Genomic DNA, 15,055 nt, shown 5'->3' on the forward strand with positions numbered 1-15,055 from the left:
GGCCTGCCTGATGGGTGCCTATATCCTGCGCCGCATCCTTTTGATGATCCCGACCCTGTTCGGCGTCATGGCGATCTCCTTTGCCGTCGTGCAGTTCGCGCCGGGCGGACCGGTGGAGCAGGTGATCGCCAAGCTGACCGGGCAGGGCGGCGACGCGACCGAACGCATTTCCGGTGGCGGCGGCGAACCCGGCATGACCAATTTCGATGCCGGCGGCATCGCCTCGTCCAAATATCGCGGGGCGCAGGGGCTCGACCCCGAATTCATCGCCAAGCTGGAAAAGCAGTTCGGCTTCGACAAGCCGCCGCTCGAACGCTTCTTCATGATGCTGTGGGACTATGCCCGCTTCGACTTCGGCCAGAGCTATTTCCGCGACATCAGCGTGCTCGACCTGATCCTCGAAAAGATGCCCGTGTCGATCTCCATCGGCCTGTGGGTGACGCTGCTGTCCTATCTGATCTCGATCCCGCTCGGCATCCGCAAGGCGGTGAAGGACGGCTCCTCCTTCGACACCTGGACCAGCGCGATCGTCATCATCGGCTATGCCATTCCCGGCTTCCTGTTCGCCATCCTTCTGATGGTGCTGTTTGCCGGCGGTTCCTTCTTCGACTGGTTCCCGCTGCGCGGCCTCACCTCCGACAATTGGGAGCAACTGTCGTGGCCGGCGCGCATCCTCGACTATTTCTGGCACATCACGCTACCACTGACGGCGCTGGTGCTGTCGGCCTTCGCCACCACGACGCTGCTGACGAAAAATTCCTTCCTCGATGAAATCCGCAAGCAATATGTGGTCACGGCCCGCGCCAAGGGCCTGTCGGAACGCAGGGTGCTCTACGGGCACGTCTTCCGCAATGCCATGCTGATCGTGATCGCCGGCTTTCCCGGCGCCTTCATCTCGGCCTTCTTCACCGGCTCGCTGCTGATCGAGAACATCTTCTCGCTTGATGGGCTGGGGCTGCTTGGCTACAAGTCCATTCTCGACCGCGATTATCCGGTGGTGTTCGCCAATCTCTACATCTTCTCGCTCATCGGCCTCATCGTCAGCCTGATCTCCGACCTCACCTACACATGGATCGATCCGCGCATCGACTTCGAGCGGAGGGATGTGTGATGACGACCGTGGAGGACGTGACAGGCGCACGCAGCAGACGCCCCCGGCTGTCGCCGCTCAACCAGCGGCGCTGGGCCAGCTTCAAGGCCAACCGGCGCGGCTACTGGTCGCTCTGGATATTCATGGTCCTGTTCGTGCTGTCGCTGTTTGCCGAATTCATCGCCAACGACCGGCCGCTGATCGCCTCCTACAAGGGCGAAATCCTGTTTCCGGTCCTGATCGACTATCCGGAAGAGAAGTTCGGCGGCTTCTACGCGGTGACCGACTATCGCGATCCCGCGATCAGCGACGAGATAAAGGCGCATGGCTGGCTGATCTGGCCGCCGATCCGCTACAGCTACAACACGGTCAACAACGAGATTCCGGAAGCTGCTCCCGCCAAGCCTTCCTGGCTGTATTCCAAGGAGGTGCGTTGCCAGCGCTACCCGCAGGGCGTGAATGACGAGAACTGCACGCCCGGCAACTGGAACTGGCTGGGCACGGACGACCAGACACGCGACGTGCTGGCGCGCGTCATCTACGGGTTCCGCATCTCGGTGCTGTTCGGCCTGATCCTGACGGCCGGCTCGGCGCTTGTCGGCGTGACCGCCGGCGCCATACAGGGCTATTTCGGCGGCTGGACCGACCTGCTGTTCCAGCGTTTCATCGAAATCTGGTCGGCCATTCCGGTGCTCTACCTGCTGCTCATCATCTCGGCCATTCTGCCGCCGGGCTTCTTCATCCTGCTCGGCATCATGCTGCTGTTTTCCTGGGTGGCTTTCGTGGGCGTGGTGCGCGCCGAATTCCTGCGCGCGCGCAATTTCGAGTATGTGAATGCCGCGCGCGCGCTCGGCGTACCCAACCGCACGATCATGATCCGCCACCTGCTGCCCAACGCCATGGTGGCGACGCTGACCTTCCTGCCCTTCATCCTCAACGGCTCGATCACGACGCTGACATCGCTCGATTTTCTCGGCTTCGGCCTGCCTCCCGGCTCGCCCTCGCTCGGTGAACTGCTGAAGCAGGGGCAGCGCAACCTGAACGCCCCCTGGCTCGGCTTTTCAGGCTTCCTCGTAATTTCGATCATGCTGTCGCTGCTGATCTTCATCGGCGAGGCCACCCGTGACGCCTTCGATCCGCGGAAGACATTCCGATGAGCGGTTGGAGATGGTATAATCCTGCCGGATTTCTACCATGGAGACCGGCATGGGCATGAATATCAAGAACGAGCGGGTGGAGAGGCTGGCACGGGACCTCGCCCGGGAAACCGGTGAGACCCTGACTACGGCCATCGAGCGCGCGCTGGAAGACAGGCTGGAGAGGCTCGCACGGCACAAGGAGCGGGAGTGGCGATATCAGCGGATCAAGGAGATCGTCTCGCGCCTTCCGCCGACACCGCCCGGCATAACGAGCGACCATTCCGATCTCTATGACGACGATGGGCTTCCGGCATGATTGTCGACGCCTCCGCCCTGCTGGCCATTGTCCTCGGAGAAGAGGACGGAGACTCATATAGCCGCGCGATCGCCGATGAGCTCGACGATATCTTCATCTCGCCGATTAATTTCGTGGAGGCCGCGATAAGGGCTGACAAGAAAGGTCCCGAGACCGGGGAGGCGCTGGACGAAATCATGCGGGTAGGAGCGATAAAGCTCGCACAGATTACACGGACCCAGGCGCAAATTGCCCGCGAAGCCTACCAACGGTTCGGCAAGGGCAATCATCCGGCAAGGCTCAACCTCGGCGACTGCTTCGCATATGCACTCGCCAAGGCGCGAAGCGAAAAGCTCCTCTTCAAGGGCGACGATTTCCGCAAGACCGATATCGAGGCCGCCCTTTGACCACGCTGCTTTCCGTCCGCGATCTTTCGGTTGCGTTTTCCAACGGCGGCCTCACGCAGACCTCCGTCGACCGCATCTCCTTCGACATCGGCAAGGGCGAGACGGTGGCGCTGGTCGGCGAATCGGGATCGGGCAAGTCGGTCTCGGCGCTGTCGGTGCTGAAACTGCTGCCCTATCCGGCGGCAAGCCATCCCTCGGGCGAAATCCTGTTCCACGACCGGAACCTGCTGGCGCTGAGCGAGAAGGAACTGCGGCAGGTGCGCGGCGGCAAGATCTCCATGATCTTCCAGGAGCCTATGACCTCGCTCAACCCGCTGCACACGATCTCGCAGCAGATCGTCGAAATCCTGCGCCTGCACCAGCCGATGAGCCTGAAGGACGCACGCACGCGCACGCTGCAACTCTTCACCGATGTCGGCATCCGCGAGCCCGCCAAGCGGCTCGACGCCTATCCACACCAGCTTTCGGGCGGCCAGCGGCAACGCGTGATGATCGCCATGGCGCTGGCCAACCAGCCCGAATTGCTGATCGCCGACGAGCCGACGACGGCGCTGGACGTCACCGTCCAGGCACAGATTCTCCAGTTGCTGGACGAGTTGAAGCAGCGCAGCGGCATGTCGATGCTGTTCATCACCCACGATCTGGGCATCGTTCGCCGCATCGCCGACCGCGTGTGCGTGATGACCAAGGGCAAGATCGTCGAGGCAGGCCCCACCGAGCAGATATTCTCCAATCCGCAGCATGAATATACCCGCCACCTGCTGGCCGCCGAGCCGAAGGGCAAGCCCCCGGCAACCGACGAGAACGCCAAGCCCGTCATGTCCGGCAAGGACATCAAGGTCTGGTTTCCGATCAGGCAGGGCTTCTTCCGCAAGACGGTCGACCATGTGAAGGCCGTGGATGGTATCGACCTCACCGTGCGGGCCGGCCAGACGCTGGGCGTGGTGGGCGAATCGGGATCGGGCAAGACCACGCTGGGGCTGGCGCTTTCGCGCATGATCTCCTCCACCGGGCAGATCAAATTCGAGGGCCGCGACATCAACGCCCTCACCTTCAACGACATGCGGCCGCTGCGCAGCGACCTGCAGATCGTGTTCCAGGACCCGTTCGGTTCGCTCAGCCCGCGCATGTCGGTGGCCGAGATCATCGAGGAAGGGCTGAAAATCCACGCCCCCAAGCTGTCAGACGACGAGCGCGACCGGCAGGTGGTGGACGTGCTGAACGAGGTGGGGCTCGATCCCTCGACCCGCTTCCGCTACCCCCATGAATTCTCCGGCGGCCAGCGCCAACGCATTGCGATTGCGCGTGCGATGGTGCTGAAACCCCGCTTCGTCATGCTGGACGAGCCGACATCGGCGCTCGACATGAGCGTGCAGGCGCAGGTGGTGGATCTGCTGCGCGGCCTGCAGGCCAAGCACGACCTTGCCTACCTGTTCATCAGCCACGATCTCAAGGTGGTGCGGGCGCTGGCCAATGACGTGATCGTCATGCGCAACGGGCGGATCGTCGAGGCCGGCTCCTCGCGGCAGATTTTCGAGAACCCGCAAACGGATTACACGCGCGCGCTGATCTCGGCGGCGTTCCGCATCGAAACGGCGCCAGCCGGCGTCGTCAGCGAATAGCAAGAAAAGAGGGAGGGCACGGCATGGAGAAGGGCCGTATTCTGTTGTCGGTCACGGGGTTCAACCCGCAGCGCTGGCATGAGCTTCTGGCGGCAGAGCGCGACGTGGTGCTAAAACCCGACAGCGCGACGGACCCGTCGATAACCTATGCCGTGGTCTGGAAGCAGCCGCCGAACATCCTGGCCAAGCTGCCGAACCTGCGGGTCATCTTTTCCATCGGCGCCGGTGTCGATCACCTGTTCAACGATCCCGGCCTGCCGGACGTGCCGATCGTGCGCGTGGTGGCCGACAATCTGGCCCGCCACATGACCGAATATGTCGTCTGGCGCGTGATCGACCATCATCGCCAGGGTGCGCTGTACCGCGCCCAGCAGCAGAAGAAGATCTGGCACGAGCCATTGCAGAGGCCGGCCGAAGACGTCTCGGTGGGCATCATGGGACTGGGCCAGCTCGGCCGGGCGGCCGCGCGGACATTGATGGGGCTTGGCTTCCGCCTCAACGGCTGGAGCCGCACCGAGCAAGCGATGGAAGGCGTGACGACCTTTCATGGCGAGCAGGGGCTGATCCCCTTCCTCAATGCCACCGACATTCTGGTGGTGCTGCTGCCGCATACACCGGCGACCGAAGGCATCATCAGCCATGACCTTCTGCGTCACCTGCGCCGCCGCAACGCGCTCGGCGGAGCGGTGCTGATCAATGCCGGGCGCGGCAAGCTGCAGAAGGACGCCGACATTGTGCGCGCGCTGGACGACGGCACGCTGAAGGAGGCCAGCCTCGATGTGTTCGAGGTCGAACCGCTGCCGAAGACGAGCCCGATGTGGACGCATCCCAAGGTGTTCATCACACCGCATGCGGCAGCCACATCCGACCCCGAGCATCTCATCCCACCGATGCTGAAGCAGATGGACGCCTTCGAGCGCGGCGAGCCGCTGGACCATATCGTCGACCGCGCGGCGGGGTATTGAGGACGGACAGAGACCGGGATCTAAACCACTTACCTTCCCCTTCGAAGGGGAGGGAAGAAACTCACGGGCGCCGGAAACTCGTGGGGCCGCCATAGAGATAGCCGATGCGCTCGACCGCCTCGCGCAAGCCCTCGCGCGACACCATCATGGTGTGGCCATTGGCATGGATCATGTTTTCGGCATCGGTCATGATGGCGACATGACCCTTCCAGAACACCAGATCGCCGCGCCGCAGGCCGGAAAAATCCGCGCCCGGAACGATGGGGTCCCCCACCGAAGCCTCTTGCATATCGGTGTCGCGCAATACGCTGCGCCCCGCCATCAGCATGGAAAGCTGCACCAACCCCGAGCAGTCTATGCCGAAGCCCGACACGCCGCCCCACAGATAGGGCGTGTTAAGGAAGGTTTCCGCAACGGCGACGTAATCCTCCGCCACGGCCTCGACCGGTGCGATATGTCCGGCGACAACGGCCTGCCCGGATGAAAGCAGCGCATAGGCCGTGCCGCGCGTCTCGGCCTGGCCCGTCACGGTGACGAGCGCGCCCATGGACAATTCGCCTGCGCGCGCAAAGCGCAGGTCAGGCCCCGGATAGACGAAAGTGCGCGGGACGATGACGCGATGTGTCGGCGCGTGCTCACGCGGGACGATGGCCGATTGCACGACATAACCGACATAACCGTCGCGCTCTGCCTGTACCCACGCCCACCCCGGCGTTTCGTCGAACACCAGCACCTCGTCGCCATGGATGAGCTGCGTGTCGATGGCGGAATCGTCGCGCGGCGACTTCTTCAGATCCGCCACCGAGGCAGCGATGCGCGCCGGGCGACCGGTGACGAACCGTTCGGCCGACACCTGACCTTTCAGGCGGGCGTCGGCAAGGTCGGGACGAAAGGCATGCAGGCGGGCATCGCGGGCGGTCAAATCGGTAACTCCATTGCTTTGGCAATGATAGCATCGCCAAAGCGCTCGACATAGAGCGCGCCCTCCACGGTGCGCTTGATAAGCACGTTGCGCCTGTCGAGCTCGTCCCGGTGGCGCGACACCAGTTTCAGCGCGCCCATCGTGTCGAGCGCGCGCGTGATCACCGGCTTGGTGACGTTGAGCCGTGCCGCCAGCCCGCGCACCGTATGCGGCGGCGGGTCGAGATAGATGGTCAGCAGGATCGCCATCTGCCGAACCGTGAGGTCGGGCGCGTCATCGCGCACCTCGGCAAGGTTGACCTGCTGCCAAAGTCGCAAAGCCTGGCTCGGACGCAAATGGACTGCCATGCGCCCAGAATGCCGCGAAAACGTTTCGGTTCCGTTTCAGTCCAGGCGGACGCTGGACCATGATGCCGAAAAGCGGAACTGCTCTTCGGCATCATCATGACCCATAATTGATTACCGCCTTTGTGCGACGCGAGGAAGCGACGCCACTTCGCTGCAAAATGCTCGGTCAGCCGAAGCGGGCCGAGATCACGCGCTCCAGCGCACGGATCGCCTGCGCCTCGCCGCCGACAGGTCCATGCGGGCGCTCGGTCAGGTTCCAGGCGAAGATGTCGAAATGCGCCCAGCTCGCGGCCTTCTCGACGAAGCGCTGCAGGAACAGGGCAGCCGTGATAGAGCCGGCAAAACCGTCCGTGGTGACGTTGTTGATGTCGGCCACCTTGGAGGAAAGCTTGGCGTCGTAGGGCTTCCAGAGCGGCATGCGCCAGATCGGATCCTCGACCTCCGTGGCTGCCGTCGCGAGTTCGGCGGCAAGCGCATCGTCGCCGGTGTAGAAGGGCGGCAGGTCCGGCCCCAGCGCCACGCGGGCGGCACCCGTCAGCGTCGCCATATCGACCAGAAGCTGCGGCGCTTCCTCGTCGGCCAGCGCCAGCGCGTCGGCCAGCACCAGCCGGCCCTCGGCATCGGTATTGCCGATTTCGACGGTAATCCCCTTGCGGCTGGAAAGAATGTCGCCGGGGCGGAAGGCGTTGCCCGCGATGGCGTTCTCGACCGCCGGGATCAGCACGCGCAGGCGCACCGGCAGGTTTGCCGCCATGATCATGGAGGCAAGGCCTAGCACATTGGCCGCGCCACCCATGTCCTTCTTCATCAGAAGCATGCTGCTGGCCGGCTTGATGTCGAGGCCGCCCGTGTCGAAGCACACGCCCTTGCCCACCAATGTAATCTTGGGCGCGTCCTTCTTGCCCCAAACCATGTCGATGAGGCGCGGCGCGATGGTCGAGGCGCGGCCGACGGCATGGATCATCGGGAAATTGCGTTTCAGCAGATCGTCGCCCTCGATCACCTCGACCTTGGCTTTATGCTGCTTTGCCAGGCGGCGCACGGTGGCTTCCAGCGCATCCGGGCCCATGTCGTTGGTGGGTGTATTGACAAGGTCGCGCGTCAGGAAAACGCCCTCGGCGAGGCGTTCCACATCGGCACGATCCACGCCATCGGGAAGCGAAAGCCGCAACTCCTTGCCGGCATTCTTGCCGTATCGGGTGAAGACATAGCCGCCGAGCATGAGGCCGAGCGCGGCCAGTGACGGGTTGGCAGGCGTTTCGGCGAAATGCCAGTCGCCTTCGGGCAGGCTGCGTGCCAGCGCGCCGAGCGACAGCGCGCCCTCCCCGTCATTGCCGAGACCGAACAGCACACCGGCGACGGCGCCTTCGGCGTCGGGCAGCACCAGCGCGCGGCCCGCTTCCCCGGAAAAGCCGTTCTGCTGCGCCCAGGCCAGCACCGTCAGATCGAGCCCCGCACCATCCAGACCGCCCTTGGCAACCAGATGGATCGGACGGGACTTTTTCAGCTTCTTGTCGGTGACGGAGAGCGGCATGCGTGTCTTCCTCGGCTGCGTGAGCGGCCCGGCAGGAGCGGCCGGGCCTTAAGGGGGGCTCCAACGCGATCGATCACGCCGGAGTCTGATTGTCCCCTTCTAGCGCCGACGCGCGCGCCTGCAAAGCAGGCGAGCGCGGGTAGCACGCGCGAAAATCATGCAGCGCGGCGGGCCGACTCGATGGCCTTGTTGAGCGCCCATTCGCTTTGAGCGCCGCGATAGACCTTCGATCCGATGACGAAGGACGGCGTGCCGCTCAAGCCGTAGGCGCGCGCCTGTCCCTTGTTGCGGGCGATGATGCGCCCGATACGATCGGAATTGGCGACCGTCTGCAACGCGGCCGGGTCGACCCCTGCCTGGGCGAGCGCGTCATCGATACGCTCGTCCACCAGCCGCGAGCGGGTCGCCATCAGCGCACGCAGCGCCTGCTTGTACTGGCCGAGTTCCTTCGCCGCCAGCACCATGCGTGCCGCCCGGACCGACGACGCACCGAACACCGGAAGGTCCTTCATAACCAGACGCACATTGCCGTCCCGCTCGACGACCCTCATCAGATCCGGATAGCTCCATTTGCAATAAACGCACTGATAGTCGAAGAATTCAAAGATGGTGACATCGCCATGTGGATTGCCAAAGACGGGAATGTCGGGATCGGCAAGCGATCCCTTTCCGGCCGCAAGGGCGGAAGCTTCAGGGAGCATGAGGCTCGCAGCGCCAATAACCGAACCGACAAGCATCTGGCGTCTGTTGATCGTCACAGGCTTCTCCTTTTTATATCTGCTTGGAAGTCAAGCGCGACATCCCCAGCGCTCTTGATGGACGCCTATGCAGTGTAATTATGTTCTGTTTGAGGGCGCAAATGGCCAAAATCAGGGAGATGGTCGCCATGCTTACCGTCACGCCCGCCGACGACGCAGCCATTAACCTTGCGTTAGGGTTAACAGAATATTTCTCGACACGGGAAGCTGGCCCAGGGCCGGCGAGGACGGGGATCCGGTTTCGATGTCGACCATTCGCATGAAGACGACCGCAGCCAGGCGCGCCATCATGGCAGCCATGATGCTGACACTCGCGGCCGGTGTTTCGGGCTGCGGAACCGACAGGATGACGACCGGCTCGGTCTCGCGGACGACCGGCAGCAAGCCGGTGGAAAGCATGTCGTCGACGGAACTCGCTTCCGCCGCGACCGCGCTCGGCAAGACCTATGCCCGCAACCCCACCGAAAAATCCATCGCGTTGCGCTACGCTAGCGTGCTGCAGATGAATGGCCGGTCGGACCAGGCGCTGGCGGTGATGCGCAAGCTGGCCATCGCGCTGCCCAAGGACCGCGAAGTGCTGGCCGCCTATGGCAAGGCGCTGGCCGCCGGCGGTCAGCTCGAACCGGCGCTGGATGCGGTGCGGCGCGCCCAGACGCCGGAATATCCCGACTGGAAGCTCGCTTCGGCCGAGGGCGCCATCCTCGACCAGCTCGGCCAGCCGCAGGAAGCGCGCCAGCTCTACCGCAAGGCGCTGGGCATCAAGCCGAACGAGCCCTCGGTGCTGTCCAATCTGGGCATGTCCTATGTGCTGGAAGGCGATCTCAAGACGGCTGAAACCCATATGCGCCAGGCAGCAGCCGCTCCCGGCGCCGACAGCCGGGTGCGCCAGAACCTCGCACTGGTGGTCGGCTTGCAGGGTCGCTTCGACGAGGCCGAGAAGATCGCCCGCGGTGAGCTTTCGCCCGAACAGGCACAGGCCAATGTCGCTTATCTGCGCGACATGCTCTCGCAGCAGAATGCGTGGAACCAGCTCAAGCGGCAGGACAAGAAAGCTTCCGCCACCAACTGATCCGCGCAGACCGCGCCCGTCGCTACGGCCTGCAACACGCCGGGCCTGTGAAAATAGACGCGATTTCGTCCGGTTCACCTGTTCCCATCACCTTCGGTCGGGGCGCACAATCGCCTGCCATCAGAAGAAGCTGCCACGTTCACTGACCTGGATGCCGACCGGCCCCAGGATGACGGCGAACAGCACCGGCAGGAAAAACAGGATCATCGGCACGGTGAGTTTCGGCGGCAGCGCGGCTGCCTTCTTCTCAGCGGCGTTCATGCGCATCTCGCGGCTTTCATTGGCAAGCACACGCAATGCCTGCCCGACCGGCGTGCCGTAGCGCTCGGCCTGGATCAGCGCCTGCGTTACTCCCTTCACCGCCTCAAGCCCGGTGCGCGCGGCAAGGTTCTCATATGCCTGCCGACGTTCCTGCAGATAGGACAGTTCCGCATTGGTGAGGATCAGTTCCTCGGCCAGATCCACCGATTGCGCGCCGATCTCGTCGGCGACGCGCCTGATCGCGGCCTCGATGGACATGCCCGACTCCACGCAGATCAGCGTCAGATCGAGCGCATCGGGCCATGCCTGCTGGATCGACTGCTTGCGCTTGGTCGCCCGGTTGGTGACATAGAGCACCGGCAGGTAGAAGCCGGCATAGGCCGCAATGATGCAGACGAATATCTTCATGAACATCGGCTGGTCGGGCAAAGCGCCCAGCACGAAGACATAGAGGACGGCCAGCACCAGTCCGACAAAGGGCAGGACCAGGCGGAAGAAAAGAAACCTCGTCAGCGGGTTCTCGCCGCGGAACCCCGCGACCTTGAGCTTGTTGAGCGTCGCCTCGTCGACCAGCGCCCGCTTCAGGTCCAGCCGCTCAACGATGTTGCGCATGCCCACCGACTGTTCCTCGCGCAAGCCCTTGCGGCGGCGATCGGCCTCGGCGGCAAGGCGCGCGCGCTGCCTGGCGCGCAGCTCGTCGCGCTCCAGCGCCACGGCCTTCATGCGCGACTTGAGCGGGTTGGCGCCCAATGCCGGCAATGCGGTGAAAACGGTGGCGAAGACCGCAATGCCAACCAGCAGCGCAATCAGGAAGGACGGATCGGTGATGGTCTTGACGACATGGTCGGTCATTGGATCAGACCTCGAAATTGATCATCTTGCGCATGACGAAAATGCCGATCGACATCCAGATGCCCGACACACCCAGAATCATGTGGCCGGTGCTGGTGATGAACAGCGGCATGATAAAACCCGGGCTGGACAGATAGACCAGCAGCGCCACGATGAAGGGCAGCGCGCCGATGATCGCGGCGGAAGCCTTGGCTTCCATCGACAGGGCCTGCACCTTGGCCTTCATCTTCTTGCGGTCGCGCAGCACCTTGGAAAGATTGCCGCCGGCCTGACTCTGGATCTGGATGACGATGCCGAAGAAATTCGCTTCCGGACAGGGCATGGTCTCGCCCATGCGCATGGCGGCTTCCGGAATGGAAAGCCCGAGCTGCTGTGCCTCGACGATGCGACGGAACTCGGACTTCACCGGCTCCGGCGCCTCGCTGGCGATAAGGCGGATGCCGTCATTCAGCGGCAGGCCCGACTTCACCGCGCGCACGATGATGTCGAGCGCATTCGGAAACTCGTTCAGGAATGCCTTGACGCGGCGCGCGCGCTTGAACGAAACGAACCAGCGCGGCACGCCGATGGAGCCGGCGATCAGCACGCCCGGCAGCAACAGAAACGGTGCGCCGACAATGAAGGCCAGCAGCGTGAGCACCACGCCGCAGATGCCGGAATAGACATAGAAGCGCTCCACCGGCACCTGCAGGCCTGCCTGCCTGATCTGGATGCGCAGCGGCGGCTTCCTGGTGTTGCGGTCCTGCGTCTTCTGCTTTTCGTCCAGTTCCTTCAGCGAATCCTGGATCGACTTGCGGCGTTTCTGAGCCTCGTTCGCACGATCGCGCGCCGCCCTCACCACCGAGCGATCGGTTTCGGCGGATTTGACCGTCTGCAGCCGGCGATCCGCCTTCTTCTCGTTTTCGATGGACTTGAACAGGAAAGCATAGGCCACCGCGCCGGCGCTGAGGCCGGCCAGCGCGATGAACATCAATACCGTCGAGTCCATGCCGAACATCGGTGCTAGTCCGTCCGCTTTTCCATGGCTTCCAGTGCGGTCGCCAGTCGCTGTTCCTCACCGAAATAACGTGCCCGATCCCAGAAATGCGGCCGTCCGACGCCCGTCGAGACATGCTCGCCGATCAGTCGCCCCGAGGCATCCTCACCCTTGATGTTGTAAAGGACCAGGTCCTGCGTGATGATGACGTCGCCTTCCATGCCGATCACCTCGGTGACATGGGTGATGCGGCGCGAGCCGTCGCGCAGGCGCGCGGCCTGAATGATGACATCCACCGATCCGACGATGATCTCGCGCACGGTGCGCTGCGGCAGCGAATAGCCGCCCATGGCGATCATCGATTCCATGCGGTTGAGGCACTCGCGCGGGCTGTTGGAGTGGATCGTGCCCATCGAGCCGTCATGGCCCGTGTTCATGGCCTGCAACAGGTCGAACACTTCCGGTCCGCGCACCTCGCCCACGATGATGCGCTCGGGACGCATGCGCAGGCAGTTTTTCACGAGATCGCGCATGGTGATCTCGCCCTCGCCTTCAAGGTTGGGCGGGCGCGTTTCGAGACGCACGACATGCGGCTGCTGGAGCTGCAGTTCGGCCGAGTCCTCGCAGGTGATGACGCGTTCGTCGCGGTCGACATAATTGGTCAGGCAGTTGAGCAACGTCGTCTTGCCTGAGCCCGTGCCGCCCGAGATGATGACGTTGCAGCGCACGCGGCCGATGATCTTCAGCACTTCCGCGCCCTCTGGCGAGATCGCGCCGAAGCGGACGAGCTGGTCAAGCGTGAGCTTGTCCTTCTTGAACTTGCGGATCGTGAGGGCCGCGCCGTCGATCGCCAGCGGCGGGGCAATGACGTTCACGCGAGAACCGTCGGGCAGGCGCGCATCGCAGATGGGCGAGGATTCGTCCACACGACGGCCGACCTGGCTGACGATGCGCTGGCAGATGTTCAGAAGCTGCTGGTTGTCGCGAAAGCGGATGCCGGTCTGCTCGACCTTGCCATTGACTTCGATGAAGACCTGCCTGGCGCCGTTGACCATGATGTCGGCGATGTCGTCGCGCGCCAGAAGCGGCTCCAGCGGGCCATAGCCGAGCACATCGTTGCAGATATCCTCGAGCAGTTCTTCCTGCTCGGAGATCGACATCGCGAAATTCTTGATCGCGATGATGTCGTTGACGATGTCGCGGATTTCCTCGCGCGCGCTCTCGGGATCGAGCTTGGCGAGTTGCGACAGATCGATCGTGTCGATGAGCGCGGAAAAGACCTGGCTCTTGGTGTCGTAATAGGTTTCGCTGCGCTCGCGCTGGGCCTTGCGCGGCTCCGGTGCCGGCGGCTCGGCAACAGGACGGCGCGGCGCGGCCGGCGCGGAGGCGATGCGGGTTTCGACCACCGGCTGCACCGAAGCCGCCGCCGGTGGTGCGGGCGGGCGGAATTCGGGCTTTGCCCGGCTTCCCTCGTCAGTGCCTCTTCTACCAAACATGGCCGATTACCAGTCCCAGGTTCACTTCTTGAGCTTGAGCTTTTCGAAAATGCCGCCGAGACCCGCCTTCTTGCGCGCCTTGGCCTCGCTGCGGCCCGTCAGCACATGCGCGATTTCGGAAAATGTCTGGACGATCGGGCTCTTGGCGTCCATCTCGCCCAGCATGCGGCCATTGTTGGCGGCATTGCCGAACAGCAGGGGCTCGAACGGAATAACGGCGACAGGCGTGACGCCGAGCGGCTCGGCGAAATCCGACACGGAGATTTCAGGACGCTTGGGCACGCCCACCTGATTGAGGATCAGCCGGGGCGGCGCGTCGTTGGGGCGAAGCTTCGCCAGCATGTCGAGCAGGTTCTTGGTGTTGCGCAGATTGGCCAGTTCCGGCGTGGCGGTGATGACGATCTCATCGGCCTGCATGAGCGTGTTGCGCGACCAGCCGCTCCAGACATGCGGCACATCCAGCACCAGCAGCGGGGCGCTGCGCTGGGCCGTGTCGATGATCTGCGTGAAGGCTTCGGAATCGAAATCGTAGACGCGGTCGAGCGTAGACGGCGCGGCAAGCAGCGACAGACGCTCGGCGCATTGCGCAAGGAGACGGTCCAGATAGACCTCGTCCACGCGCTCCGGCGAGAAGACCGCTTCGGCAATGCCCTGGGCAGGGTCCTGGTCGAAATTGATATTGGCCGTGCCGAAGGCGAGATCGAGATCGGCGACCATGACCTCGGAGCTGAACAGGGTCGACATGCTCCAGGCGACATTGTGCGCGATGGTGGAGGAGCCGACGCCGCCCTTGGCGCCGATGAAAGCGATGGAGCGACCGATGGGATCGCCTTCGGGATCGACGAAGATCGACGCGATGACGCTGACCACATCCACCATCGAGATCGGGGCGACGACATATTCGGAGATGCCCGAGCGGATCAGTTCGCGGTAGAGGCCGACATCGTTGTAATGGCCGATGATGACCACGCGCGAACTGGGATCGCAAACCTCGGAAAGTTCGCGCAGCGAGGCGAGCAGCTCCCGCGGCTCGGAGCGCGATTCCAGGATGATGAGGTTCGGGGTCGGCGCGCTTTGGTAGAACTCGACCGCGGTGGCGATGCCGCCCATATGCACCTTGAGATGCGCCTTGGCCATGCGGCGGTCCTCGGCGGCGCGCTCGATCGGGTGCGCGACGCTCTCGGTTTCGCAGAATGCCTGGATGGAGATACGCGGCACCGGCCGCAGCGCGTTCATCGCGGCGAAATCCGGTGTGGTTTCCGGGTTCTCCGTTTCGGTATCGTAGGCGAGATTGTCCATGATCAGATGTCCCCCATCGCCGA

At 63.6% G+C, this 15,055-nt stretch carries 15 protein-coding genes; 7 read left to right on the plus strand and 8 right to left on the minus strand.

Translation table 11 applies throughout. The features are described from left to right. The first annotated feature begins 10 nt into the window (after positions 1–10). Genes C7441_RS15470 through C7441_RS15495 form a run of 6 tightly spaced genes read left to right on the plus strand, consistent with a single transcriptional unit; the run spans position 11 to position 5,518 of the window. Positions 11–1,111, plus strand: a complete 1,101-nt coding sequence (locus tag C7441_RS15470; RefSeq protein ID WP_109613662.1) for a microcin C ABC transporter permease YejB — start codon at positions 11–13, stop codon at positions 1,109–1,111. Continuing rightward, positions 1,111–2,247: an ABC transporter permease gene (locus C7441_RS15475; protein WP_109613663.1), complete on the plus strand. Its 1,137-nt coding sequence runs from the start codon at positions 1,111–1,113 to the stop codon at positions 2,245–2,247. Before C7441_RS15470 ends, C7441_RS15475 begins: the two co-directional genes overlap by 1 nt. Before the next feature lie 49 nt (positions 2,248–2,296). After that, complete coding sequence (locus C7441_RS15480; protein ID WP_026060487.1) at positions 2,297–2,545, plus strand: type II toxin-antitoxin system VapB family antitoxin; 249 nt, start codon at positions 2,297–2,299, stop codon at positions 2,543–2,545. Further along, positions 2,542–2,931 (plus strand): type II toxin-antitoxin system VapC family toxin, encoded by a 390-nt coding sequence (locus tag C7441_RS15485; RefSeq protein ID WP_109613664.1) that lies wholly within the window; start codon positions 2,542–2,544, stop codon positions 2,929–2,931. Before C7441_RS15480 ends, C7441_RS15485 begins: the two co-directional genes overlap by 4 nt. Continuing rightward, entirely contained in the window at positions 2,928–4,553 is a 1,626-nt protein-coding gene (locus tag C7441_RS15490; protein WP_109613665.1) for an ABC transporter ATP-binding protein, read from the plus strand. Before C7441_RS15485 ends, C7441_RS15490 begins: the two co-directional genes overlap by 4 nt. Positions 4,554–4,576: 23 nt before the next feature. Further along, entirely contained in the window at positions 4,577–5,518 is a 942-nt protein-coding gene (locus tag C7441_RS15495) for a 2-hydroxyacid dehydrogenase (RefSeq protein WP_109613666.1), read from the plus strand. 61 nt (positions 5,519–5,579) lie between these two features. Here C7441_RS15495 and C7441_RS15500 read toward each other — a convergent pair whose 3' ends face one another. The 4 genes from C7441_RS15500 to C7441_RS15515 all read right to left on the minus strand — a co-directional run bounded on the left by C7441_RS15500 (position 5,580) and on the right by C7441_RS15515 (position 9,058). Beyond that, a complete protein-coding gene (locus tag C7441_RS15500) occupies positions 5,580–6,440 on the minus strand; it encodes a C40 family peptidase (RefSeq protein WP_109613667.1) in 861 nt (286 codons plus the stop codon). Next, positions 6,437–6,787, minus strand: a complete 351-nt coding sequence (locus C7441_RS15505; protein ID WP_019172643.1) for a MarR family winged helix-turn-helix transcriptional regulator — start codon at positions 6,785–6,787, stop codon at positions 6,437–6,439. Before C7441_RS15505 ends, C7441_RS15500 begins: the two co-directional genes overlap by 4 nt. A gap of 166 nt (positions 6,788–6,953) precedes the next feature. Then, on the minus strand, positions 6,954–8,321 hold the full coding sequence (locus tag C7441_RS15510) for a leucyl aminopeptidase family protein (RefSeq protein ID WP_109613668.1): 1,368 nt from the start codon (positions 8,319–8,321) through the stop codon (positions 6,954–6,956). Positions 8,322–8,476: 155 nt separating this feature from the next. Next, the gene (locus C7441_RS15515; protein ID WP_040692959.1) at positions 8,477–9,058 is read right to left on the minus strand and encodes a DsbA family protein; all 582 of its coding nucleotides are present in this window, start codon (positions 9,056–9,058) and stop codon (positions 8,477–8,479) included. A gap of 265 nt (positions 9,059–9,323) precedes the next feature. Here C7441_RS15515 and C7441_RS15520 point away from each other — a divergent pair, with 265 nt between their 5' ends. Continuing rightward, complete coding sequence (locus C7441_RS15520) at positions 9,324–10,148, plus strand: tetratricopeptide repeat protein (RefSeq protein WP_109613669.1); 825 nt, start codon at positions 9,324–9,326, stop codon at positions 10,146–10,148. 120 nt (positions 10,149–10,268) lie between these two features. Here C7441_RS15520 and C7441_RS15525 read toward each other — a convergent pair whose 3' ends face one another. From C7441_RS15525 to C7441_RS15540, 4 genes are read right to left on the minus strand one after another with little or no spacing between them, the layout of a single operon-like run. Beyond that, positions 10,269–11,261, minus strand: a complete 993-nt coding sequence (locus C7441_RS15525) for a type II secretion system F family protein (RefSeq protein ID WP_109613670.1) — start codon at positions 11,259–11,261, stop codon at positions 10,269–10,271. Between the two features lie 4 nt (positions 11,262–11,265). Next, positions 11,266–12,258, minus strand: a complete 993-nt coding sequence (locus tag C7441_RS15530; protein ID WP_109613671.1) for a type II secretion system F family protein — start codon at positions 12,256–12,258, stop codon at positions 11,266–11,268. Between the two features lie 5 nt (positions 12,259–12,263). Continuing rightward, positions 12,264–13,733, minus strand: a complete 1,470-nt coding sequence (locus C7441_RS15535) for a TadA family conjugal transfer-associated ATPase (protein WP_109613672.1) — start codon at positions 13,731–13,733, stop codon at positions 12,264–12,266. Positions 13,734–13,754: 21 nt separating this feature from the next. Next, positions 13,755–15,032, minus strand: coding sequence for a CpaE/TadZ family protein (locus C7441_RS15540; RefSeq protein WP_170125151.1), 1,278 nt, complete (start codon positions 15,030–15,032; stop codon positions 13,755–13,757). Between the last annotated feature and the right edge of the window lie 23 nt (positions 15,033–15,055).

The sequence above is a fragment of the Pseudaminobacter salicylatoxidans genome, from assembly GCF_003148475.1.
Classification (GTDB): domain Bacteria; phylum Pseudomonadota; class Alphaproteobacteria; order Rhizobiales; family Rhizobiaceae; genus Pseudaminobacter; species Pseudaminobacter salicylatoxidans.

Coding starts and splice junctions, on each gene's coding strand:
- C7441_RS15470 (WP_109613662.1), top strand. CDS start 11: ATGGGTGCCTATATCCTGCGCCGCATCCTTTTGATGATCCCGACCCTG.
- C7441_RS15475 (WP_109613663.1), top strand. CDS start 1,111: ATGACGACCGTGGAGGACGTGACAGGCGCACGCAGCAGACGCCCCCGG.
- C7441_RS15480 (WP_026060487.1), top strand. CDS start 2,297: ATGGGCATGAATATCAAGAACGAGCGGGTGGAGAGGCTGGCACGGGAC.
- C7441_RS15485 (WP_109613664.1), top strand. CDS start 2,542: ATGATTGTCGACGCCTCCGCCCTGCTGGCCATTGTCCTCGGAGAAGAG.
- C7441_RS15495 (WP_109613666.1), top strand. CDS start 4,577: ATGGAGAAGGGCCGTATTCTGTTGTCGGTCACGGGGTTCAACCCGCAG.
- C7441_RS15505 (WP_019172643.1), bottom strand. CDS start 6,787: ATGGCAGTCCATTTGCGTCCGAGCCAGGCTTTGCGACTTTGGCAGCAG.
- C7441_RS15510 (WP_109613668.1), bottom strand. CDS start 8,321: ATGCCGCTCTCCGTCACCGACAAGAAGCTGAAAAAGTCCCGTCCGATC.
- C7441_RS15515 (WP_040692959.1), bottom strand. CDS start 9,058: ATGCTTGTCGGTTCGGTTATTGGCGCTGCGAGCCTCATGCTCCCTGAA.
- C7441_RS15520 (WP_109613669.1), top strand. CDS start 9,324: ATGTCGACCATTCGCATGAAGACGACCGCAGCCAGGCGCGCCATCATG.
- C7441_RS15525 (WP_109613670.1), bottom strand. CDS start 11,261: ATGACCGACCATGTCGTCAAGACCATCACCGATCCGTCCTTCCTGATT.
- C7441_RS15530 (WP_109613671.1), bottom strand. CDS start 12,258: ATGTTCGGCATGGACTCGACGGTATTGATGTTCATCGCGCTGGCCGGC.
- C7441_RS15535 (WP_109613672.1), bottom strand. CDS start 13,733: ATGTTTGGTAGAAGAGGCACTGACGAGGGAAGCCGGGCAAAGCCCGAA.
- C7441_RS15540 (WP_170125151.1), bottom strand. CDS start 15,032: ATGGACAATCTCGCCTACGATACCGAAACGGAGAACCCGGAAACCACA.